The following is a 17,399-nucleotide window of genomic DNA, read 5'->3' on the forward strand; positions in this document are numbered from 1 at the left end:
AATCGATTGTTTCAGCTGTGCGTCAGGCTCGTCGGATCAAGCGGAATCGCGGACGATCAGTGTCGGTTGCATGATCGTCGAGGGCGTATCCGCGCCTGCCATGCGCCGGAACAGCGTATCGACCATTGCTGCCGCCCCCGGCGCGATGTCCTGTCGCACGGTGGTGAGGCGTGGCACGGTCTGGCTGGCAAGCGGCAAATCGTCGAACCCGACGACCGCGACTCGATCCGGCACGGCGACGGCGCGATCGGCCAGCGCGCGCAGCGTCCGCATCGCGATCATGTCCGATGCGGCAAACACGCCGTCGAACTGCCCGTCGATCAAACCGGCATGATGGCTGATATCGGCCTCCATCTCATCGACGGCGAGGTGCGTTGGAAGCAACGCGACGCGAAGCCCCGCGCTGACCGCGGCCGCCGCGAATCCGGCATGGCGCGCAGCGATCTCGGGTGCGCCGACATCGCCCAGAAAGGCAAGGCGTCGCGCGCCGCGACCGATCAGATGCTCCGCCGCGAGCCGCCCGCCCGCCGCATTGTCCATGCCGACGGTGCAATGGACCTGTCCAGCGCGATGATGCCCCCATGCAACGAGCGGGCGGTACCGACCGGCGGTCTGTTCGATGGCGTCGAACTGGTCCGACTGGCCGATCATCAGCACCCCGTCGAGCATGCCCGATTCGACAATCCGCGTCAGCCAGTCGGGCGATTCAGGGATCACGCGCGACAGCAGAATGTCATAGCCATTTTCGGTAATCAGGTCGGCAAGCTGGCCCAGCATCGTCATGAAGAATGGGTCGGAAAGGTGCTGGCGGCGTTCGTGACCGAGCGGGATGACAACACCGATCAAGCCGGTCCGCTTGGTCCGCAGCCGACTTGCCATCTGGTTCGGGCGGAAATCATGTTCGCGCGCGATCGCCTCGATCTTCTCGCGGGTTTGGACATTGACGAGCGGATTGCCAGCAAGCGCACGCGACACGGTTCCCGCCGAGACGCCCGCGAGCCGGGCCAGATCGACCAGATTGCGGACGCGGACGACCGGTGCCTGCCCCTCACCGGTCATGCGATCTTCAAAATCCCCCATAGCTGCTCACGATAGACTGACTGAAGGCAAGCGCAACAAGGTCGCCACGCGCACTCATCGCTGCGCCAGCCTGGCGGTCGCACCATCGAGCAGCAGATGGAGGACGGGTGCGGGGCCCCCGACGAAAGCCGCGCGACGTTCGCCGACGCCCTGCGGTGGTTCCCGACGCTTTGGCATATCAGCGAAGCTCCACACCGACAGATCGGGCAGGACCTGAAAACTGTACGCCTGCAAGGGGGCACTCGGCGGGTTGGCGAAAACGAGCCCCGATCCGTTGATCGGCCGCCACGGCGCGCCCCAGCGCTCTGCAACCAAGCCGTACAGGCCGGTCGGCCCGACTGGCCCGGCGGGCGCGAAGACTTTCGCTTGGGTCGACCAGAACAGATAGACGGATCCACTATGCGCGACAACGTGCGGCCGTTCGAGCTCGTTATTCAGCCCCGCAGCCGATACAATCGGCGGTTGCAGCAACCAGCCGCCGTCACCTCGGCGGGCGGCGCCGACGATGCCATTCCACGGCGATACCGCGCTAGCGTCCGATGCGGTAAACAACAGCCAATCCTCGCCACCGCAATCGCGAAAGAAGAAGGGATCGCGAAAGGCCTTGATCGTTCCGATCGCAGCGGCCCCTGTCATGTCGGTCTCATAGCAAACGCCATCGGGGCGGACGCATTCGACCGGCGTGCTCCACGCACCGAGCTGCGGCGTGTCGTCGATTACGGACAGCGACGCGGAGGCCTCGAATAATCGCTGCGTGACGCTCGGAAAATGCTCGCCCCGCATACCGACGCCGGTAAAGAACAACCGCACCGCATCGGCTGAATCGCTCAGCACGGCAGAACCCGACCATTGCCGACTGCCGGGCGCATCGTCCTCCCGAAAAACCGGCCCCAGATCACGCCACCCGGCTTGGGTACGGTGAAACAGGCGCAGGCGCGCGACTCCGTGCCGATCCTCGGGATCGGGCGATGCGGGTGCGACCAACGCGATCACCAGCAGGCCACCCGCACTCTCGGCCAGCGCGCCGGCGGTCGTCAGCACCGGCCAATGATCCCATACCTCGAACCCAGGCAGAACATCGGGCACCACTGCCGCTGTAAACCCCGGCGCGACCGCCATCGCATCAGGGTTTATTGTCGCGACATGATCGGGCAGCCACGGAAACGGGATCATGGTTGCGATGGCCTGCTCACGCAAAGAGGGGACGAATGCGCCACGAATAGACACGTTGCAAACCTTTGCAATGACAAAAGCCGTCGTGCTAGCACTGTCGCGCAGGCTGGCCGAAACCCCGCCGCGAGGAGAGAGCATGCCAGCAGATCCCGCGCCCAAACCCAGGCTCAGCCTCGGCCGAATTCTGCAGATGAATCTGGGATTCCTCGGGCTGCAATTCAGTTTCGGTCTGCAACAGGCCAATATGGGGCCAATCTACAGCTTCCTGGGCGCGAGTGAGGCGAGCATGCCATTGCTGTGGCTAGCCGGGCCGATCACCGGCTTGTTGATCCAGCCGATCGTCGGCGCGCTCAGCGACCGTACCGTCACGCGGATCGGCCGCCGCACGCCCTATTTCCTGACCGGCGCGGTGTTGTGCAGCATCGCGCTGTTTGCGATGCCGTACAGTCCCGCGCTGTGGGTTGCGGCAAGCTTGTTATGGCTGCTCGATGCCGCCAACAATATCACGATGGAGCCGTACCGCGCCTATGTCGGCGATCGGCTCGACGTCACACAGCGACCGCTCGGATTCCTGACGCAAAGCGCGTTTACTGGTCTTGCCCAGACGCTTGCATATCTCGTCCCGTCGATCTTCGTGTGGATCGGCATCAACCCCGATGCGGTCGATATCAACGGCATTCCCGATACCACGCGGCTCGCCTTCGCGATCGGCGCGGTGCTGTCGCTGAGCACGATCCTGTGGTCGGTGTGGCGCGTGCGCGAACTGCCGCTCACCGCCGCGCAACTTGCGCAAATGCGCGAACACGCGGTTTCAATCCGCACCACCTGGCGCGACTTTACCGAAGCGGTGCGCGACATGCCGCAGCCGATGCGGCGCCTTGCGCTGGCGATGTTCTGCCAGTGGTTCGGCATGTTTTGCTATTGGCAATATGCGGTGTTGTCGCTCGCACACGCGCTGCACGAGAGCATCAGCACGGCGGCGGTGCGCGACGCGGCCTTGGTCAACGGGCGGCTCGGCGGGTTCTACAACGCGATCGCCTTCTTCGCGGCGCTGGCGCTGGTGCCGCTGATCCGGCGGCTCGGCGCTGGCCCGGTCCATGCCGCCGCGATGATCGCGGCGGGCGGCGCGATGCTGGTGCTGCCGTCGATCGGCAGCGAAGCATATTGCTATTTACCGATGCTCGGGATCGGGCTCGGCTGGGCGAGCCTGATGGGCACGCCGTACATCATGCTCGCCGACTGCATCCCGCCCGAACGCACCGGGATCTATATGGGCATCTTCAACATGTTCATCGTCGTACCGATGCTGATCGAGAGCCTGACGCTTCCGTTTTTCTACACGCCTGTGCTTGGCGGTGATCCGCGCAACGTCATCATGCTCGGCGGCGTGATGTTGTTGCTGGCGGCGGTGGCAACCCTGCGGGTGGGGCGTGCTGCGGCGCCACAGCGGCTTCGAGCGGCGATCTGATCCTGCCGGTCGGGATCGAGCTCGGGATAATATGCCGACAGCGCGCTCGCCACGCGCTTGGTGGTGCCGAACGCGTCTTGCAGCGGATATTTACCACCACCGCCGGCCCGTCACGCCTCGACCCGAGCATCTTGCCGGTCTCGCGGCTTCCTCGACCCACACATCGGGCCTGCGCGATCAGGGTTCGCACCCTGACTATGCCGGGCGAATCCTTGCCGATCCCGGCCATGTGTGGACGCGCGCCGAGCAAATCGAGCTCGCAATGACATTTGGACCGCCGTTGACCGCGCCGGGGGTGCAATTTTCCTATTCAGATACTGGTTACGTCGTGATTGGCGAGCTTATCGAAAATATCACCGGCTTGCCGCTCGCAACCGCCGTGCGGACGTTGCTGGACTTTGACCGGCTGGGGCTGACCCGAACCTTCTGGGAAAAGGTCGAGCCAGCACCTGAAGGACTGGCGCGTGCCGGTCAATATTTTGGCGATTTGCCGGTTGCGAGGATCGAGCCGAGCGCTGATCTGTTCGGTGGTGGCGGGCTGGTATCGACGACAGAGGATCTTGTCCGTTTCCTGCGTGCCCTGCTGCGCGGCGGGCTGTTCGCCTATCCTGAAACGCTCGCCGCCGGTCTGATGACACCGGCCGTATCCATCGGCGACGCAAGCCACATCCACTCGGCGTTGCTGCGCAGCAAAGTCATTGGCGGTCGGCCGTGCTGGTCGCATGGCGGGTTCTGGGGCGTGCAGGTGGTGCACTTCGCCGATGCCGATGTGACGCTGGCGCTAAGCTACAATCAGGTCAAATGTGATGCGCAGACTTCGGGGGAAATCGGGCGCGATGGACTCGTTGATCGGCTCGCACGGATCACGCTGACAGGTCGCTCCGGATGACGCGGCGTGAAGACCGGCTGCGGAGGGGCATCTCGGCCAGGAGACACCCGCTCGTGCCCGAAGATGCGGTGGCCTTAAGGGGTCGACCATCAACAACGCTGTTCCGCATTCAGCGTCTCTGCGATTTCCTCAGGGTCAGCGCGCAGACATGACCTTGCTCGCTCATGCCCGTTCGGCGCTCGCGCAATCGAACGGGGCCCATGGCGGCCCGCACATGCATAATGCTACGCAGAAACGCCCGTCCCTGATTTACCAAACCGACACTAAGGAGTTTGGCGAATTCTCGTTACTGAATACCTGAGATGGGGCGACCACTCGTTGGCCCGAGTCGACAGCGACAAAGCGAGGAAAGTGAGATCGGAACGTTAATCGCAGTCACCGCCATCGTTGCTTATGGTGCGGTGCTGTTTGCGATTGCGTATTGGTTCGATCGTCGTGGCATGCCGTCGGGGCTTGGTCGCCTCGCCTATCCGATGTCGCTAGCCGTCTATTGTAGTAGTTGGACATTTTTCGGCGGGGTCGGCACGGCCGCAACGACCGGTTGGACCTATCTGTCGATCTACCTTGGCCCGGTTCTGCTGTTTTTGATTGCGCCAGGCTTATTCGACCGGGTTGTGAAACTTTCACGTGAAGCGGGGTCCACGTCGATCGCCGATTTCATAGCAGCATGCTATGGACGGAGCCGCAGCATCGCCGCGATCGTGGCGGGTTTCGCGTTGCTCGCCGCGCTTCCCTACATTGCGCTGCAATTGCGTTCGGTTTCCGCCAGCTTCGCTGCTTTGGTCGGACTTGAACATGCAGTCTGGGTCGGGCCGATGACGGCCGCACTGCTCTGCATTTTCGCAATCAGTTTCGGCGCGAGGCGGTACGAAGTGGCCGGGCGAAATCAGGGATTGGTCGCGCTTATCGCCGGCGAATCAGTGGTCAAACTGGTGAGCTTTACCGCGCTCGGAATCTTTGCCGTGATCGTGTTCAGCCACGCACCGCCGATAATGCAGGCACGCGGTTCGGGAATGCTGCTGGCGCATTTCCGGCCCGGAGACCTGTCGCCCGAGTTCGCCGTGCAAACGCTGTTGTCGGCCATCGCCTTCTTTTGCTTGCCGCGGCAATTCTATGTCGGTGTCATCCAAGCGACCGGCGACAACCCGATGCGTTCGGCTCGTTGGCCGCTGATTTTCTATTTTCTCGCTATCTCGATTCTTGTCCTGCCATTGGCGCTGGCCGGCTTAACGGTGTTACCCGCCGGCGCCGCGCCTGATCTCATCGTGCTCAATCTGCCGCTGGTATATGGTAATCGGACGATTGCCCTGTTGGCGTTTATCGGCGGATTTTCCGCCGCTACGGCGATGGTTATTGCGGAAACCATCGCTTTGTCGACGATGGCAACGAACGACTTGCTGGCACCGCTGCTGCTGCGGATCAGGCCGTCGAGCGGTGAGGCCGATGTCGGGCGCTTGATGCTCGGCGCACGCCGCACCATCATCATCGCGATCATCGCGACGGCGTTGTGGTATGGTCAGGAAAGTGAATCCGGGCACTCGCTCGCCTCGATTGGGCTGATAGCGTTTGCCGGCGTCGCGCAATTCGCACCGGCCATGATTGGAAGTGTAAGCTTCCACTTCAACGATGCGCGGGCTGCGCGCGCCGGTCTGATCGGCGGCTTATTGTGCTGGACCTATTGCCTGTTCTTGCCGTCCATCGGTGGCAATTGCATCGGGATTGTTTTTTCCGAGGCCAGCAGTGGCCTGCTCGACCCGCAGGCACTTGGACGCGTCGATCTGGGATCGCCACTCGTCAACGGCTGCGTCTGGAGCATCGGCCTCAATGTCGGCCTAATGCTCCTCTTCCGCTTCGTCGTACCACGCCATTCGACCGTCGCACCGGCCGCAATTGAAGGCAGCTTCGGCTCCGTCGCGACGATGGGCCAGCTCAAAGCGCTGGTCGCGCGGTTTGTTGGAGAGGCGCAAGCGGCCGAAAGCTTTGACGGGATGCGCACCGGCCCAAACGCACCCGGTGACCCGGAGGCACCGATCGGGGGGCCTGCGGCACGGCTTGCCGAGCGTCTGATCGCCAGTGTGATAGGCGGATCGTCGGCACGGCTGATCGTGACTTCCACCATGGCGGGCGCCGCGCTTGATGTCGGCGATGTGGTGCGGCTGCTCGACCATAGCGGACAGAGCCTGCAATTCTCGCGCACGTTGTTGTCGGGTACGTTAGCGGCAATCGATCCGGGGGTGAGTGTCATCGACGCCAATTTGCGGCTCGTCGCGTGGAATCCACAATATCTCGAAATGTTCGACTATCCAGAGGATTATGTCGTCGTCGGCCGACCCGTCGCCGATCTCATTCGTTATAATGCGGAGCGCGGCGAGTGTGGGCCAGGCGAGGTTGAGCAGCATGTCGAGCGGCGGTTAGCGCACATGCGGCGGGGCACGGCCCACAGCTTTGAGCGCCAGCGCCCGTCGGGCCGATGGATCAAAACGGTTGGCCGTTCGATGCCCGGTGCGGGCTATGTGATGAGTTTCACCGATATAACGACCGAAAAAAATGCCCAGGCTGAACTCGAATCCCGCGTCGAGGCGCGGACACGAGACCTTGAGACGATCAATATAGCGCTTGCCGAGGCGAAAACCTTCGCAGAAGCCGCGACACGCGACAAGACGCGGTTCCTCGCCGCTGCGAGCCATGATCTGCTGCAGCCACTCCATGCAGCGCGACTGTTTTGCTCAGCGCTCGACGTCGCGGCGGGCGATCCCAATTGGCCGCTCGTCCGCAATATCGACCGCGCGATCGAATCGGCAGATGGTCTGCTACGGGCGTTGCTGGATGTGTCGCGGCTGGATTCTGGCGGAATCGTCCCACGACCTGCCCGGTTCGACTTGGACACACTGATCGACGAATTGGTGGCGGAGTTCACGCCTTCGGCCACGGAGCGCGCGCTTACGCTTCATGCACATCCCGCACATTTCGTGGTTCAGACCGACCGATTGCTGCTCCGTTCGATCTTGCAGAATTTCCTGTCGAACGCGGTTCGCCATACGGCCTCCGGACGGGTGTGGATCGGATCCCGCCGCCGCGGCCATGACGTGCTGATCGAAGTGCGCGACACCGGGCCTGGAATTGCGGCACATGATCAGATGCGAATTTTTCGCGAGTTTGAACGGCTCGAGACGCCCGGCAGCGGCGGCGGGGGCGTCGGGCTCGGGCTGGCCATCGTCGAACGCACTGCACGTTTGCTCGGGGTTTCCCTGTCGCTGCGATCGGCGGTCGGTCGCGGGTCAACCTTCGCGGTGTCGATCCCGATTGCAGCAGGCGCAAGAGCGATCCGGGTATCTCGGCCCTCGCCCGATCCACAGCCCAAAGTCGATATCACCGGGCTGAACATCCTGTGCCTCGATGATGATCCGCTTGTGCTGGAGGCGCTCGGCGTCGCGCTCCGAGCCCGCGGCTGCATACCATGGCTGACCGCGACGGCGAATGCGGCGATCGCGCGAGCGTCGGCGGCGCGTCCGGCGGCGGGGTTGATCGACTTCCATTTGGGCAATGGCCGCGACGGGCTCGACGTCGCCGAAGCGCTGCGCCGAGCGCATCCTGGGTTGGCGATCGCGCTGATAACGGCCGACAACCGTATTCGGGACGATGTTCGGTTTGGTGCGTCGGGCGTTACCCTGCTGCCCAAACCGGTCGATCCGCCGCAGTTGTGGCAATGGTTACAGACAGCCGCGCGCACGGATGCAGGCGCGCCGCCAACGCCGCTTTAATCGGGCAGCTGGATATCAAGCGCGCGCGCGGCGAGGACCGCCTGGGTGCGGTTGCTGACGTTCATCTTGCGCATAATCACCGTCATGTGGCCCTTGACCGTCGCTTCCGAGATCTTGAGGTCGAACGCGATTTGCTTGTTGAGCTGACCGCGCAGCACGCCCAGTAACACGCGGATTTCAGCCGGTGTCAGCGCGGCGATCTTATCGGCCATCTGCTCGAGTTCGGGGTCGATCGCTGACAGGACGGCGGGATCACGAGCGCCCGAAAGCGCACGCTCGACCGAGTTTTGCAGCGCGCCAAGGTCTGCGGTCTTCGGCACAAAACCGATTGCGCCATAGGCGCGCGCGCGCGGGGCCGCGTCGAGCTCATCGGCCGACGATACGACTAGGATCGGCGTATCAGGCCTCTCGGCGTGCATCACCGCGACACCCGAAAATCCTTCGGCCCCTGGCATACGCAGATCGAGCAGGATCAGATCGAGCGGCCCCGCGTCACGCGCGATCCTCGCGGCATCCCCCAATTGCCCGGCTTCGAGGATCACGGCGCCCGGCGCCGCCCGCGAGACAGCGAGCTTAAGCGCCTCGCGAAATAGTGGGTGATCGTCCGCCACAAGGATGGTTGGTGGGATCATGCGGCGAGCGGCACAGCGTCGGCTCGCCCCGCGACCAGGACATCGACCACGCCGGGGTCCGCGAGCGTCGAAGTGTCGCCGAAACTGCTAAAATCCCCTTCGGCAATCTTGCGCAATATGCGGCGCATGATCTTACCTGACCGGGTCTTGGGCAGAGCGGGTGCAAACTGGATTGCGTCGGGGGTCGCGATCGGCCCGATTTCGGTGCGGACCCAGCGGACGAGCTCTGCGCGCAGCGCGGCATCACCGACCTCATGGGCGTTGAGCGTGACGAAGGCGTAAATGCCCTGGCCCTTAATGTCGTGGGGCATCCCCACGACCGCCGCTTCGGCAACCTTCCCATGCGCGACCAGCGCGCTCTCGACCTCGGCCGTCCCCATCCGGTGGCCCGACACGTTGATGACATCGTCGACGCGTCCGGTGATCCAGTAATAGCCGTCGGGATCGCGGCGACAGCCGTCCCCGGTAAAATATTTACCGGGATACGTCGTAAAATAGGTTTGAAAGAAGCGGGCATGATCATTCCAGATCGTGCGCATCTGCCCCGGCCAGCTATCGGCAATGACGAGGTTGCCCGATGCCGCGCCGTCGAGCACAACGCCGTCTGCGTCGACGATTTCCGGTAATACGCCGAACAGCGGAGTACTGGCCGAACCGGGCTTTAGGGCGGTTGCGCCCGGCAGTGGCGAGATCATCGCACCGCCGGTCTCGGTCTGCCACCATGTGTCGACGATCGGGCAGCGCCGCTCGCCAACGACGCGGTGATACCATTCCCACGCATCTGGGTTGATCGGTTCTCCGACGCTGCCGAGCAGCCGGAGCGAAGCGCGGCTGGTGCGCGTCACCGGCGTGTCGCCTTCGCGCATCAACGCGCGCAGCGCGGTCGGCGCGGCGTAGAAAATGTTGACCTGGTGCTTATCGACAATGTCCCAGAACCGGCTGAAATCGGGATAGTTTGGAATACCCTCGAACATCAGCGTCGTCGCGCCATTGGCGAGCGCCCCATACACGATATAGGTGTGTCCGGTCACCCAGCCGATATCGGCGGCGCACCAAAATACCTCCCCCGGACGATAGTCAAAGATATAGTCGTGCGTCATCGCGGCCCATAGCAGATAACCGCCCGAAGTGTGCAGGACGCCCTTGGGCTTGCCGGTACTGCCCGAGGTATAGAGGATGAACAAAGGATCCTCTGCGTTCATCGGCTCCGGCGGGCAATCGACGGCGGCCTCGGCGATCGCGTCGTGATACCAGATATCGCGATCCGGCTGCATGGCGATAGCGCCACCGGTACGACGGACCACGATCACACTGGTCACGCCCGCGCAATGCACGTGGCGCAGCGCTGCATCGACATTGCCCTTCAACGTGACGCGCTTACCACCCCGGCAGCCCTCATCGGCGGTAATGACCAGTTTGGAATCGCAGTCCTCGATTCGGCTGGCAAGGCTATCGGGCGAGAACCCACCGAACACGACCGAATGAATCGCGCCGATCCGAGCGCAGGCTAGCATCGCCACCGCGGCCTCGGGGATCATCGGCAGATAGATTGTGACACGGTCGCCCTTGGCGATACCCTGGCCTTTGAGCACATTGGCGAAACGGCACACTTCCTCAAGCAGCTCGCCATAGCTGATCGCGCGACTTTCGGCTGGATCGTCGCCTTCCCACAGAATCGCGATCGCTGCGGGGTTTCGTGCGGCATGCCGGTCAATACAGTTCGCGCTGACGTTGAGCGTGCCGTCCTCGAACCATTTGATACCGAAATCGCTTTCGTTAAACGAAGTGTTCTTAACGCGCGTGAACGGCGCGATCCAGTCGAGCCGTTGCGCCTCGTCACGCCAGAACATATCTGGATCGGTCGCCGCCAGTTCGGTGCGCCTGGTATAACCCGCGCTGTCGATCTTGGCGCGCGCCGCCCATTCGGCCGGTACGGGGTACAGGGTCTCGGTCGTCATGGACGTTCCTTTTTTTTGAGATCCTAGGCCAATCACGGTGGGCGGCCAACCGGACCATGGTCGGGTCCATCACCCGACCATGGTCTGACTGGCGTGACCGGCACTTGAGGCCGAGATGCAGCACTCATCCGCACAACGTTTGCATGAATGTGGCGGATCGGAGGGGATGAAGATGACCATCAACCGATGGATGCGCGGGATGTTGCTCGGTGCGACCACGCTGGCCGCCAGCCCGGCTTATGCCGATGCCGCGCGGGAGGCCAAACTCGAGGCGCGACTGAACGTGCTCGAGGCAGCCATCTTCGATATGCGCGCCGAACTCGCCGCAGCACATCGCCAGCAGGTAGCGGCAATCCCGACAAGCATCGCTGCGGTCGCAATGCCACATGCTGCTGATCCGGCCAGAATATCCCCCGCTATACCCACGCTTCCTGCGACCGACGGTTTTCGTGTCGGGGCGACGACGGTCAAGATCAACGGATATTTCAAGCTGACCGCGATCGGCAGTCGGTATAGCGATGGAGCGGTCCCGACCACCTCGCTAGGCCGCGACTTTTATCTCCCCGGCACGATCCCGATCGGTGGGTTGCGGCGTGGCCAGACGTTCGAGGCAAGCGCGAAGCAGACGCGGATTTCGCTCAGCACGGCGACCCCGATCGGCAGCCATCTGCTCAAGGGCTATCTCGAACTCGACTTCCAGACTTCGCCCGGCGCGCAAGGCAGCGAACGCACCACGAACGGCTACAATCCCGCTTTGCGTCGCGGCTTCATCACCTATGACAATTTCCTGTTCGGGCAGGATTGGACCAATTTCCAATATGTGGCCGCGCTGCCCGAATCGACCGACTATGTCGGGCCTACCGAGGGCACCGTATTCGCGCGCCAGCCGCAAATTCGCTACACCCGCGCGGTATCGAAAAAGCTGGTGATTTCGGTATCGGTCGAGAACCCAAAGACCGCGAGTGCTACGCTTCTTGCTCCGGCGCTGATCGACAATGGCAACGACAATTTGCCCGATGTCACCGCGCGGCTGACCTACGCCTCGCCGGTTGTGGAGCTTTCGCTAGCCGCGATCGGACGAAAACTGACCGTCGACAACGGCGTTAATCGCGCCAGCTCAGCCGGCTTCGGTGCGTCCTTCGCCGGCAAACTGCCCTTTGGCCCCGACAAACGCCACGACCTGCGCTTCATGATTTCCGGCGGCGACGGTATTGGCCGCTATATCGGCCTCAACTTTGCACCGGACACCGTCTATGCCGGGCTACCGAACAGCAAACTGGGGAACGTCCGCGCGGTCGCCGGGTTCGCCGCGCTGCGGCTTGGCTGGACGGCGTCGTTACGCTCGACGTTCGTCGGAAGCTTCCAGAAGGTGGATTATGCCAGCGGCTTCGTACCGATTGGCGCGAACGCATCCGCGTGGAGCGCATCGGCCAATCTGTTTTATTCCCCGGTCAAAAATTTCGACCTCGGCTTCGAACTGCGGCACGGCGAACGCACGTTGGTCACCGGCGCGAAGGGTTTGCTCGATCGCGGCGAATTCGCGGCGAAGTACAGCTTCTGAAATCCATACCTCGATTTCGTTTTCGCAAGGAACGAAACATCAATCGGCGACAGGGAGTATCCGCACATGGCAAGCCTACCAATCGAGACTTTAGGCATACCAGCCAAGAAACAGAGTGAGAAGCTGATCATCTTTGCGTCCTCACTCGGTACTGTTTTCGAATGGTACGACTTTTATCTGTACGGTTTGCTGGCGACGATCATCACCGCACAGTTTTTTTCCGGCGTGAACGAAACCACAGGTTTTATCTTCGCGTTGGCCGCCTTCGCCGCAGGGTTTGCGGTGCGTCCGTTCGGGGCGCTGTTCTTCGGGCGGATCGGTGATCTCGTCGGGCGCAAAAACACCTTTCTTGTAACGATGGGCATCATGGGTTTGTCGACATTTCTCGTGGGTGTGTTGCCAAGCTACGCGGCCGCCGGCGTCGTCGCGCCGATTGCGCTGGTTGCGCTACGTTTGCTGCAGGGGCTGGCGCTAGGCGGCGAATATGGTGGGGCCGCGACCTATGTCGCCGAGCACGCGCCCGAAGGCAAACGCGGACTCTACACCAGCTTCATTCAGACCACGGCGACCGTCGGCCTGTTTGCCGCGTTGCTGGTCGTGATCGGAGTCCGCACATGGATCGGCGAAGCTGCGTTCGCCGAATGGGGCTGGCGCATTCCTTTTCTCGTCTCGATCGTCCTGCTTGGCGTGTCGATGTGGATTCGAATGCAGCTTGCTGAAAGCCCGGTTTTTCAGAAGATGAAGGACGAAGGCAAAACATCGAAAGCGCCGTTGACCGAAGCGTTCGCGCAATGGGGTAATCTTCGGATTGTCATCATCGCGCTGATCGGGGCGGTCGCGGGCCAGGCGGTGGTGTGGTACACTGGCCAGTTCTATGCGCTGTTTTTCCTCGAGAAAACGCTCAAGGTCGATGGTGCTACGACCAATATCTTGATCGCGATCGCTTTGCTTCTGGCGACTCCGGCATTCGTCGCTTTTGGCTGGCTGTCGGACAAGATCGGTCGCAAGCCGATCATTCTCACCGGTTGCCTGCTTGCGGCGTTGACCTACTTTCCGCTGTTCGATGGCCTGTCGAAATATGGCAATCCGGAACTCTACGCCGCCCAGCGCAGCGCGCCGGTGACGGTCACGGCGGCGCAGGACGAATGCTCGGTTCAGTTCGATCCGATCGGCAAGAACAAGTTCGACAGCCATTCGTGCGATATCGCCAAGTCGTTCCTGGCCAAAGCTGGCGTATCCTATACCAACGTCGCCGCCCCGGCCGGCACGATCGCCGAAATTCGGGTCGGCGCCACGACCGTTGCAACGCTTGACCCGACCATGGTTACTGGTCCTGCGCGCAAAGATGCGATCAAGGCCTTCCAGGACCGCGCCAAAGCGGCGCTTACGTCGGCTGGCTATCCCGAAAAAGCGAAGCCGGCGACGATCAACAAGCCAATGGTCGTGCTCATCCTGTTCGTGCTCGTCCTCTACGTAACGATGGTCTACGGTCCGATCGCGGCGCTGCTGGTCGAGCTTTTCCCCACGCGCATTCGCTATACCTCGATGTCGCTGCCCTATCACATCGGCAATGGGTGGTTCGGTGGCTTCTTGCCAACAACAGCGTTTGCGATGGTCGCGGCAACGGGGAATATCTACTTTGGACTGTGGTATCCCGTCGTGGTCGCGGCATTGACTGTCGTGTTCGGGCTGTTCTTTCTGCCCGAAACGTTTCGTCGCAAGATCGACGACTGACGCCTTTGAAACGAAACCGACAGCGGCGGCCTTTATGGGCCGTCGCTTCGGTTCGGGACCGCGCGAATTTCGGCAGCCTCGCTGTAATTTCCCATTCGCCTCGAGTCAGTCCCAACATGCAGCGCCCCATGTTCGCTTCCCGAAAACGACCGCTCGTTCAGTTTGCGTTTTACCTTGGCTACCATCGCTCCACTTGTTCCCGACCACCACTGCTCCGTTCCAATCTCCCAAGGGGACGACCTATGGCCGGTTCGACGGATTGAGCGCACTTCCTGGCTTCCATGAAGGCGGCGCATCCTTGTCCGCCACGCGCCCCACCAGCGTATAGAAGAAGCGGTTGAAATCGGCGGCTGCTTTCCAGTCCATCCGTTGATCGAGATCGTCCTGCGGCTTGTGATAACCGGACTTGTACCATTGCCGGTAAATCCGCTCACTCTCGCTCCCCGGACGGTATCCGAACACGAAGGCGGTGGCAGGGATGCCTGCTGCGATGAAGTTCCACTGGTCAGACCGGCGAAGCAGATTCCGCTCGGGCTCGGGATCGTGCTGGACGGCGATGCCCATGACCGCCGCGACCGCGCGGGCATCGTCACCCAGACTCGTATCATCGAGTGCGTGGATGGTCAGTAGATCGAGCGGGAAGATCGGGCGCAACTGATCGAGATTGATGTTCGCCGCGATCCGCGACCTGGGAAAAGTCGGTGCCCGCAGGAAAGCGATGGATCCGAGCAGCCCCTTTTCCTCGCCCGTCCATGCTGCAAAGATCACTGGTCGGCGAAACCCCTTGCCATGGCGGCGCTCGGCAAGGCGGATCAATAACGCGACATAGGCGGCATCGTCGAGCGTGCCGTTATACAGTCGGTCGCCGTTCACCGGCGTGCCATAGCCATAGCCGTCGAGATGGGCAGACAGGACAATCGCTTGGTCGGCAAGCGCAGGATCGGTGCCGGGCAGAAAACCGATAACATTGGGTGAGGTGAGCGCACGCGTCGTGATCGTGAAGCCGGCACGGAAGGCGTCCGCAGGGTCGAAGTCAGGCAAGGGCTGACCGTTGCTGCCTTTGACGATCAGCTTGGCGGCGTCATGACCGCCACCGATTACCGTCGCCAGCGCATCGGCATTGAGCCGCAGGCGCAGGAATGAATCGGTATTGCGCGTTGCGCTTGCGAGCGACACGTCGCGCGCATAGGCGAAGGGCCAACGCGGCGGCTCGACGGTAAATCCGGGATCAGCGATGGTAATGATGCCGATTCCGCCCGCCGCTTTCACCGCGCTATCGCGCTGTGCGGCGGTTGGCAGACCAGCGCGGGTGGCACCATGACAGAGGACGAGCTTGCCCGTCACATTGCCAAGCGCAGCCGCGTCGCAATAGCCGCGGTACGCGAGCAGCGCTTCGACCCGCTGCGGCATTGCGGGCGCGGGGCTGACGGTGAAATCGTAGAGAAATTTGAGCGGTCGGCCGCCGATGCTGACCTCAGCGCGCGCGACCTTGGTCTCGTTCATCGAGACGCTCTGGAACCAGCCGCCTTTCTCGCCGAGCGGGGTAAGACCAGCCGCCTTGAACTTTGCAGCCACGACCTTTGCGGCGCGGTCATAACCGGCTGAGCCAGTGTCGCGCCCTTCCATCGTGTCGTCAGAAAGAGCCGTGGTGATTGTCCACCAGGCCTGGGTATCGGGGTCTGACGCGGGCGGGACAGACGCGGAGGCAATCGTTGCTGCAAATGCAGGGATCGCGAAGACTTTTCTCAAATTTTTGCGCATGCTTGGCCCCTGCGAATGGCTTGAAACTATTGCGGCATCGCTACCAACGATGCCCGTTTTGGGTTGATGGGGTAAATCGTTCAAGTGGACAAATAACGAACGGTGCGGTCGGTCGGGGGGATGCTCGCATTGCGCTGCTGCCGGTCGCATGGACGACGTCCCCCCGGTTTTTGTCGGATGAACTCTGAGGGTTCGAGACCGCTTTCCGAGGTCGAACGCCGGAACGTAGCTTGCGCTCTCCTCGATCGCGCGCGACGATGCGGTTATGCTGTCATCTCTGCTTTTGCTGCTCGCCCAGGCCACCGCCGTTCCAACGCCACCGTTGACCGTTGCGCCGACGCCGACCCCGCCCGCGGCGGCATGGCCGGCCCGCGACGCGCAGTTCACCATCCACAATTTCCGCTTTCGCTCCGGCGAGACGATGGAAGCGTTGCGGATCAACTACACGACGCTCGGCAAACCGCACCGCAACGCGCAGGGCGAGATCGACAATGCCGTCATGGTGCTCCACGGCACTGGCGGCACGGGTCGCCAATTCCTTAGCCCGCAGTTTGCTGACGAACTATACGGCCCCGGCCAACCGCTCGACATAACACGCTATTGGATCATTCTCCCCGACGGTATCGGGCATGGCAAATCATCCAAGCCGTCAGACGGCCGGCACATGCGCTTCCCGCATTACGACTATGACGACATGGTCGAGGCGCAGTATCAGCTGCTGCGTGACGGGCTTGGCATCCGGCGCATGCGGCTCATCATGGGCACCTCGATGGGGTGCATGCACAGCCTGGTCTGGGGCGAAACGCATCCCGACTTCGTCCGCGCCCTGATGCCGCTCGCCTGCGAGCCGGTCGAGATTGCCGGCCTCAACCGCATGTGGCGGCAACTGACGATCGACGGGATCGAGGCCGATCCCGCTTGGGCGGGTGGCGAGTATCGTACCCCGCCCACGCAGGGCCTGCGCACCGCCGCCAGCCTGTTATTCGTGGCGGGCGCGGCACCGCTTTATTTCCAGGCACAGTATCCGCGGCGCGCGACGGCCGAAGCATTCGCGCGCGAGCGGGTCGCGGCGTCCATCGCCGGAACCGACGCTAACGATCTCATCTACCAAATCGATGCGTCGCGCACCTATGCGCCGTGGTCGCAATTGGAAGCGATCACCGCGCCGACGACATGGGTCAATTCGGCCGATGATTTCATCAACCCGCGCAACCTCGATCTGCCCACGCGCGCCGTCGCCCGCATGAAGGACGCACGGTTCAGGCTGATCCCCGAGAGCGCCGAAACGCGTGGCCATGGCACCCACACCGCCGCCCGCTTTTGGAAACGGGATCTTGCCGATCTGCTTCAACGAACGCAGTGATCTGGAAGGCCGAAATGCT

The 17,399-nt window shown here is 62.5% G+C and carries 11 protein-coding genes; 6 read left to right on the plus strand and 5 right to left on the minus strand.

The window, feature by feature from the left end; translation table 11 throughout:
• Positions 1 to 36 precede the first annotated feature (36 nt).
• Complete coding sequence (locus IEV62_RS01770; protein ID WP_229732755.1) at positions 37 to 1,080, minus strand: LacI family DNA-binding transcriptional regulator; 1,044 nt, start codon at positions 1,078 to 1,080, stop codon at positions 37 to 39.
• A 54-nt stretch (positions 1,081 to 1,134) separates the two neighbouring features.
• Positions 1,135 to 2,253, minus strand: coding sequence for a glycoside hydrolase family 68 protein (locus IEV62_RS01775; RefSeq protein WP_188445063.1), 1,119 nt, complete (start codon positions 2,251 to 2,253; stop codon positions 1,135 to 1,137).
• A 136-nt stretch (positions 2,254 to 2,389) separates the two neighbouring features.
• On the opposite strand from IEV62_RS01775, the gene IEV62_RS01780 reads away from it, so the two are divergent.
• The 3 genes from IEV62_RS01780 (at position 2,390) to IEV62_RS18400 (ending at position 8,371) form a co-directional block, all read left to right on the plus strand.
• Entirely contained in the window at positions 2,390 to 3,721 is a 1,332-nt protein-coding gene (locus IEV62_RS01780) for an MFS transporter (RefSeq protein WP_188445064.1), read from the plus strand.
• 31 nt (positions 3,722 to 3,752) lie between these two features.
• The gene (locus IEV62_RS01785; RefSeq protein WP_188445065.1) at positions 3,753 to 4,610 is read left to right on the plus strand and encodes a serine hydrolase domain-containing protein; all 858 of its coding nucleotides are present in this window, start codon (positions 3,753 to 3,755) and stop codon (positions 4,608 to 4,610) included.
• A 2,117-nt stretch (positions 4,611 to 6,727) separates the two neighbouring features.
• Positions 6,728 to 8,371 (plus strand): PAS-domain containing protein, encoded by a 1,644-nt coding sequence (locus tag IEV62_RS18400; protein WP_373868535.1) that lies wholly within the window; start codon positions 6,728 to 6,730, stop codon positions 8,369 to 8,371.
• Here IEV62_RS18400 and IEV62_RS01795 read toward each other — a convergent pair.
• Complete coding sequence (locus IEV62_RS01795) at positions 8,368 to 9,003, minus strand: response regulator transcription factor (protein WP_188445067.1); 636 nt, start codon at positions 9,001 to 9,003, stop codon at positions 8,368 to 8,370. The two genes, IEV62_RS18400 and IEV62_RS01795, sit on opposite strands and share 4 nt — an antisense overlap.
• Positions 9,000 to 10,961 (minus strand): acetate--CoA ligase, encoded by a 1,962-nt coding sequence (gene acs / locus IEV62_RS01800; protein WP_188445068.1) that lies wholly within the window; start codon positions 10,959 to 10,961, stop codon positions 9,000 to 9,002. The genes IEV62_RS01795 and acs overlap by 4 nt, the downstream gene beginning before the upstream one ends.
• Positions 10,962 to 11,133: 172 nt before the next feature.
• On the opposite strand from acs, the gene IEV62_RS01805 reads away from it, so the two are divergent.
• Entirely contained in the window at positions 11,134 to 12,522 is a 1,389-nt protein-coding gene (locus IEV62_RS01805; protein ID WP_229732757.1) for a DcaP family trimeric outer membrane transporter, read from the plus strand.
• Between the two features lie 66 nt (positions 12,523 to 12,588).
• Positions 12,589 to 14,256: an MFS transporter gene (locus tag IEV62_RS01810; RefSeq protein WP_188445069.1), complete on the plus strand. Its 1,668-nt coding sequence runs from the start codon at positions 12,589 to 12,591 to the stop codon at positions 14,254 to 14,256.
• Between the two features lie 240 nt (positions 14,257 to 14,496).
• Here IEV62_RS01810 and IEV62_RS01815 read toward each other — a convergent pair whose 3' ends face one another.
• Complete coding sequence (locus IEV62_RS01815; protein ID WP_229732758.1) at positions 14,497 to 15,882, minus strand: M28 family peptidase; 1,386 nt, start codon at positions 15,880 to 15,882, stop codon at positions 14,497 to 14,499.
• A gap of 400 nt (positions 15,883 to 16,282) precedes the next feature.
• On the opposite strand from IEV62_RS01815, the gene IEV62_RS01820 reads away from it, so the two are divergent.
• Positions 16,283 to 17,380: an alpha/beta fold hydrolase gene (locus IEV62_RS01820; RefSeq protein ID WP_188445071.1), complete on the plus strand. Its 1,098-nt coding sequence runs from the start codon at positions 16,283 to 16,285 to the stop codon at positions 17,378 to 17,380.
• Positions 17,381 to 17,399: the final 19 nt, after the last annotated feature.

Origin of the sequence: Sphingomonas psychrolutea (assembly GCF_014636175.1) — a bacterium.
Taxonomy (GTDB): Bacteria; Pseudomonadota; Alphaproteobacteria; order Sphingomonadales; family Sphingomonadaceae; genus Sphingomonas; species Sphingomonas psychrolutea.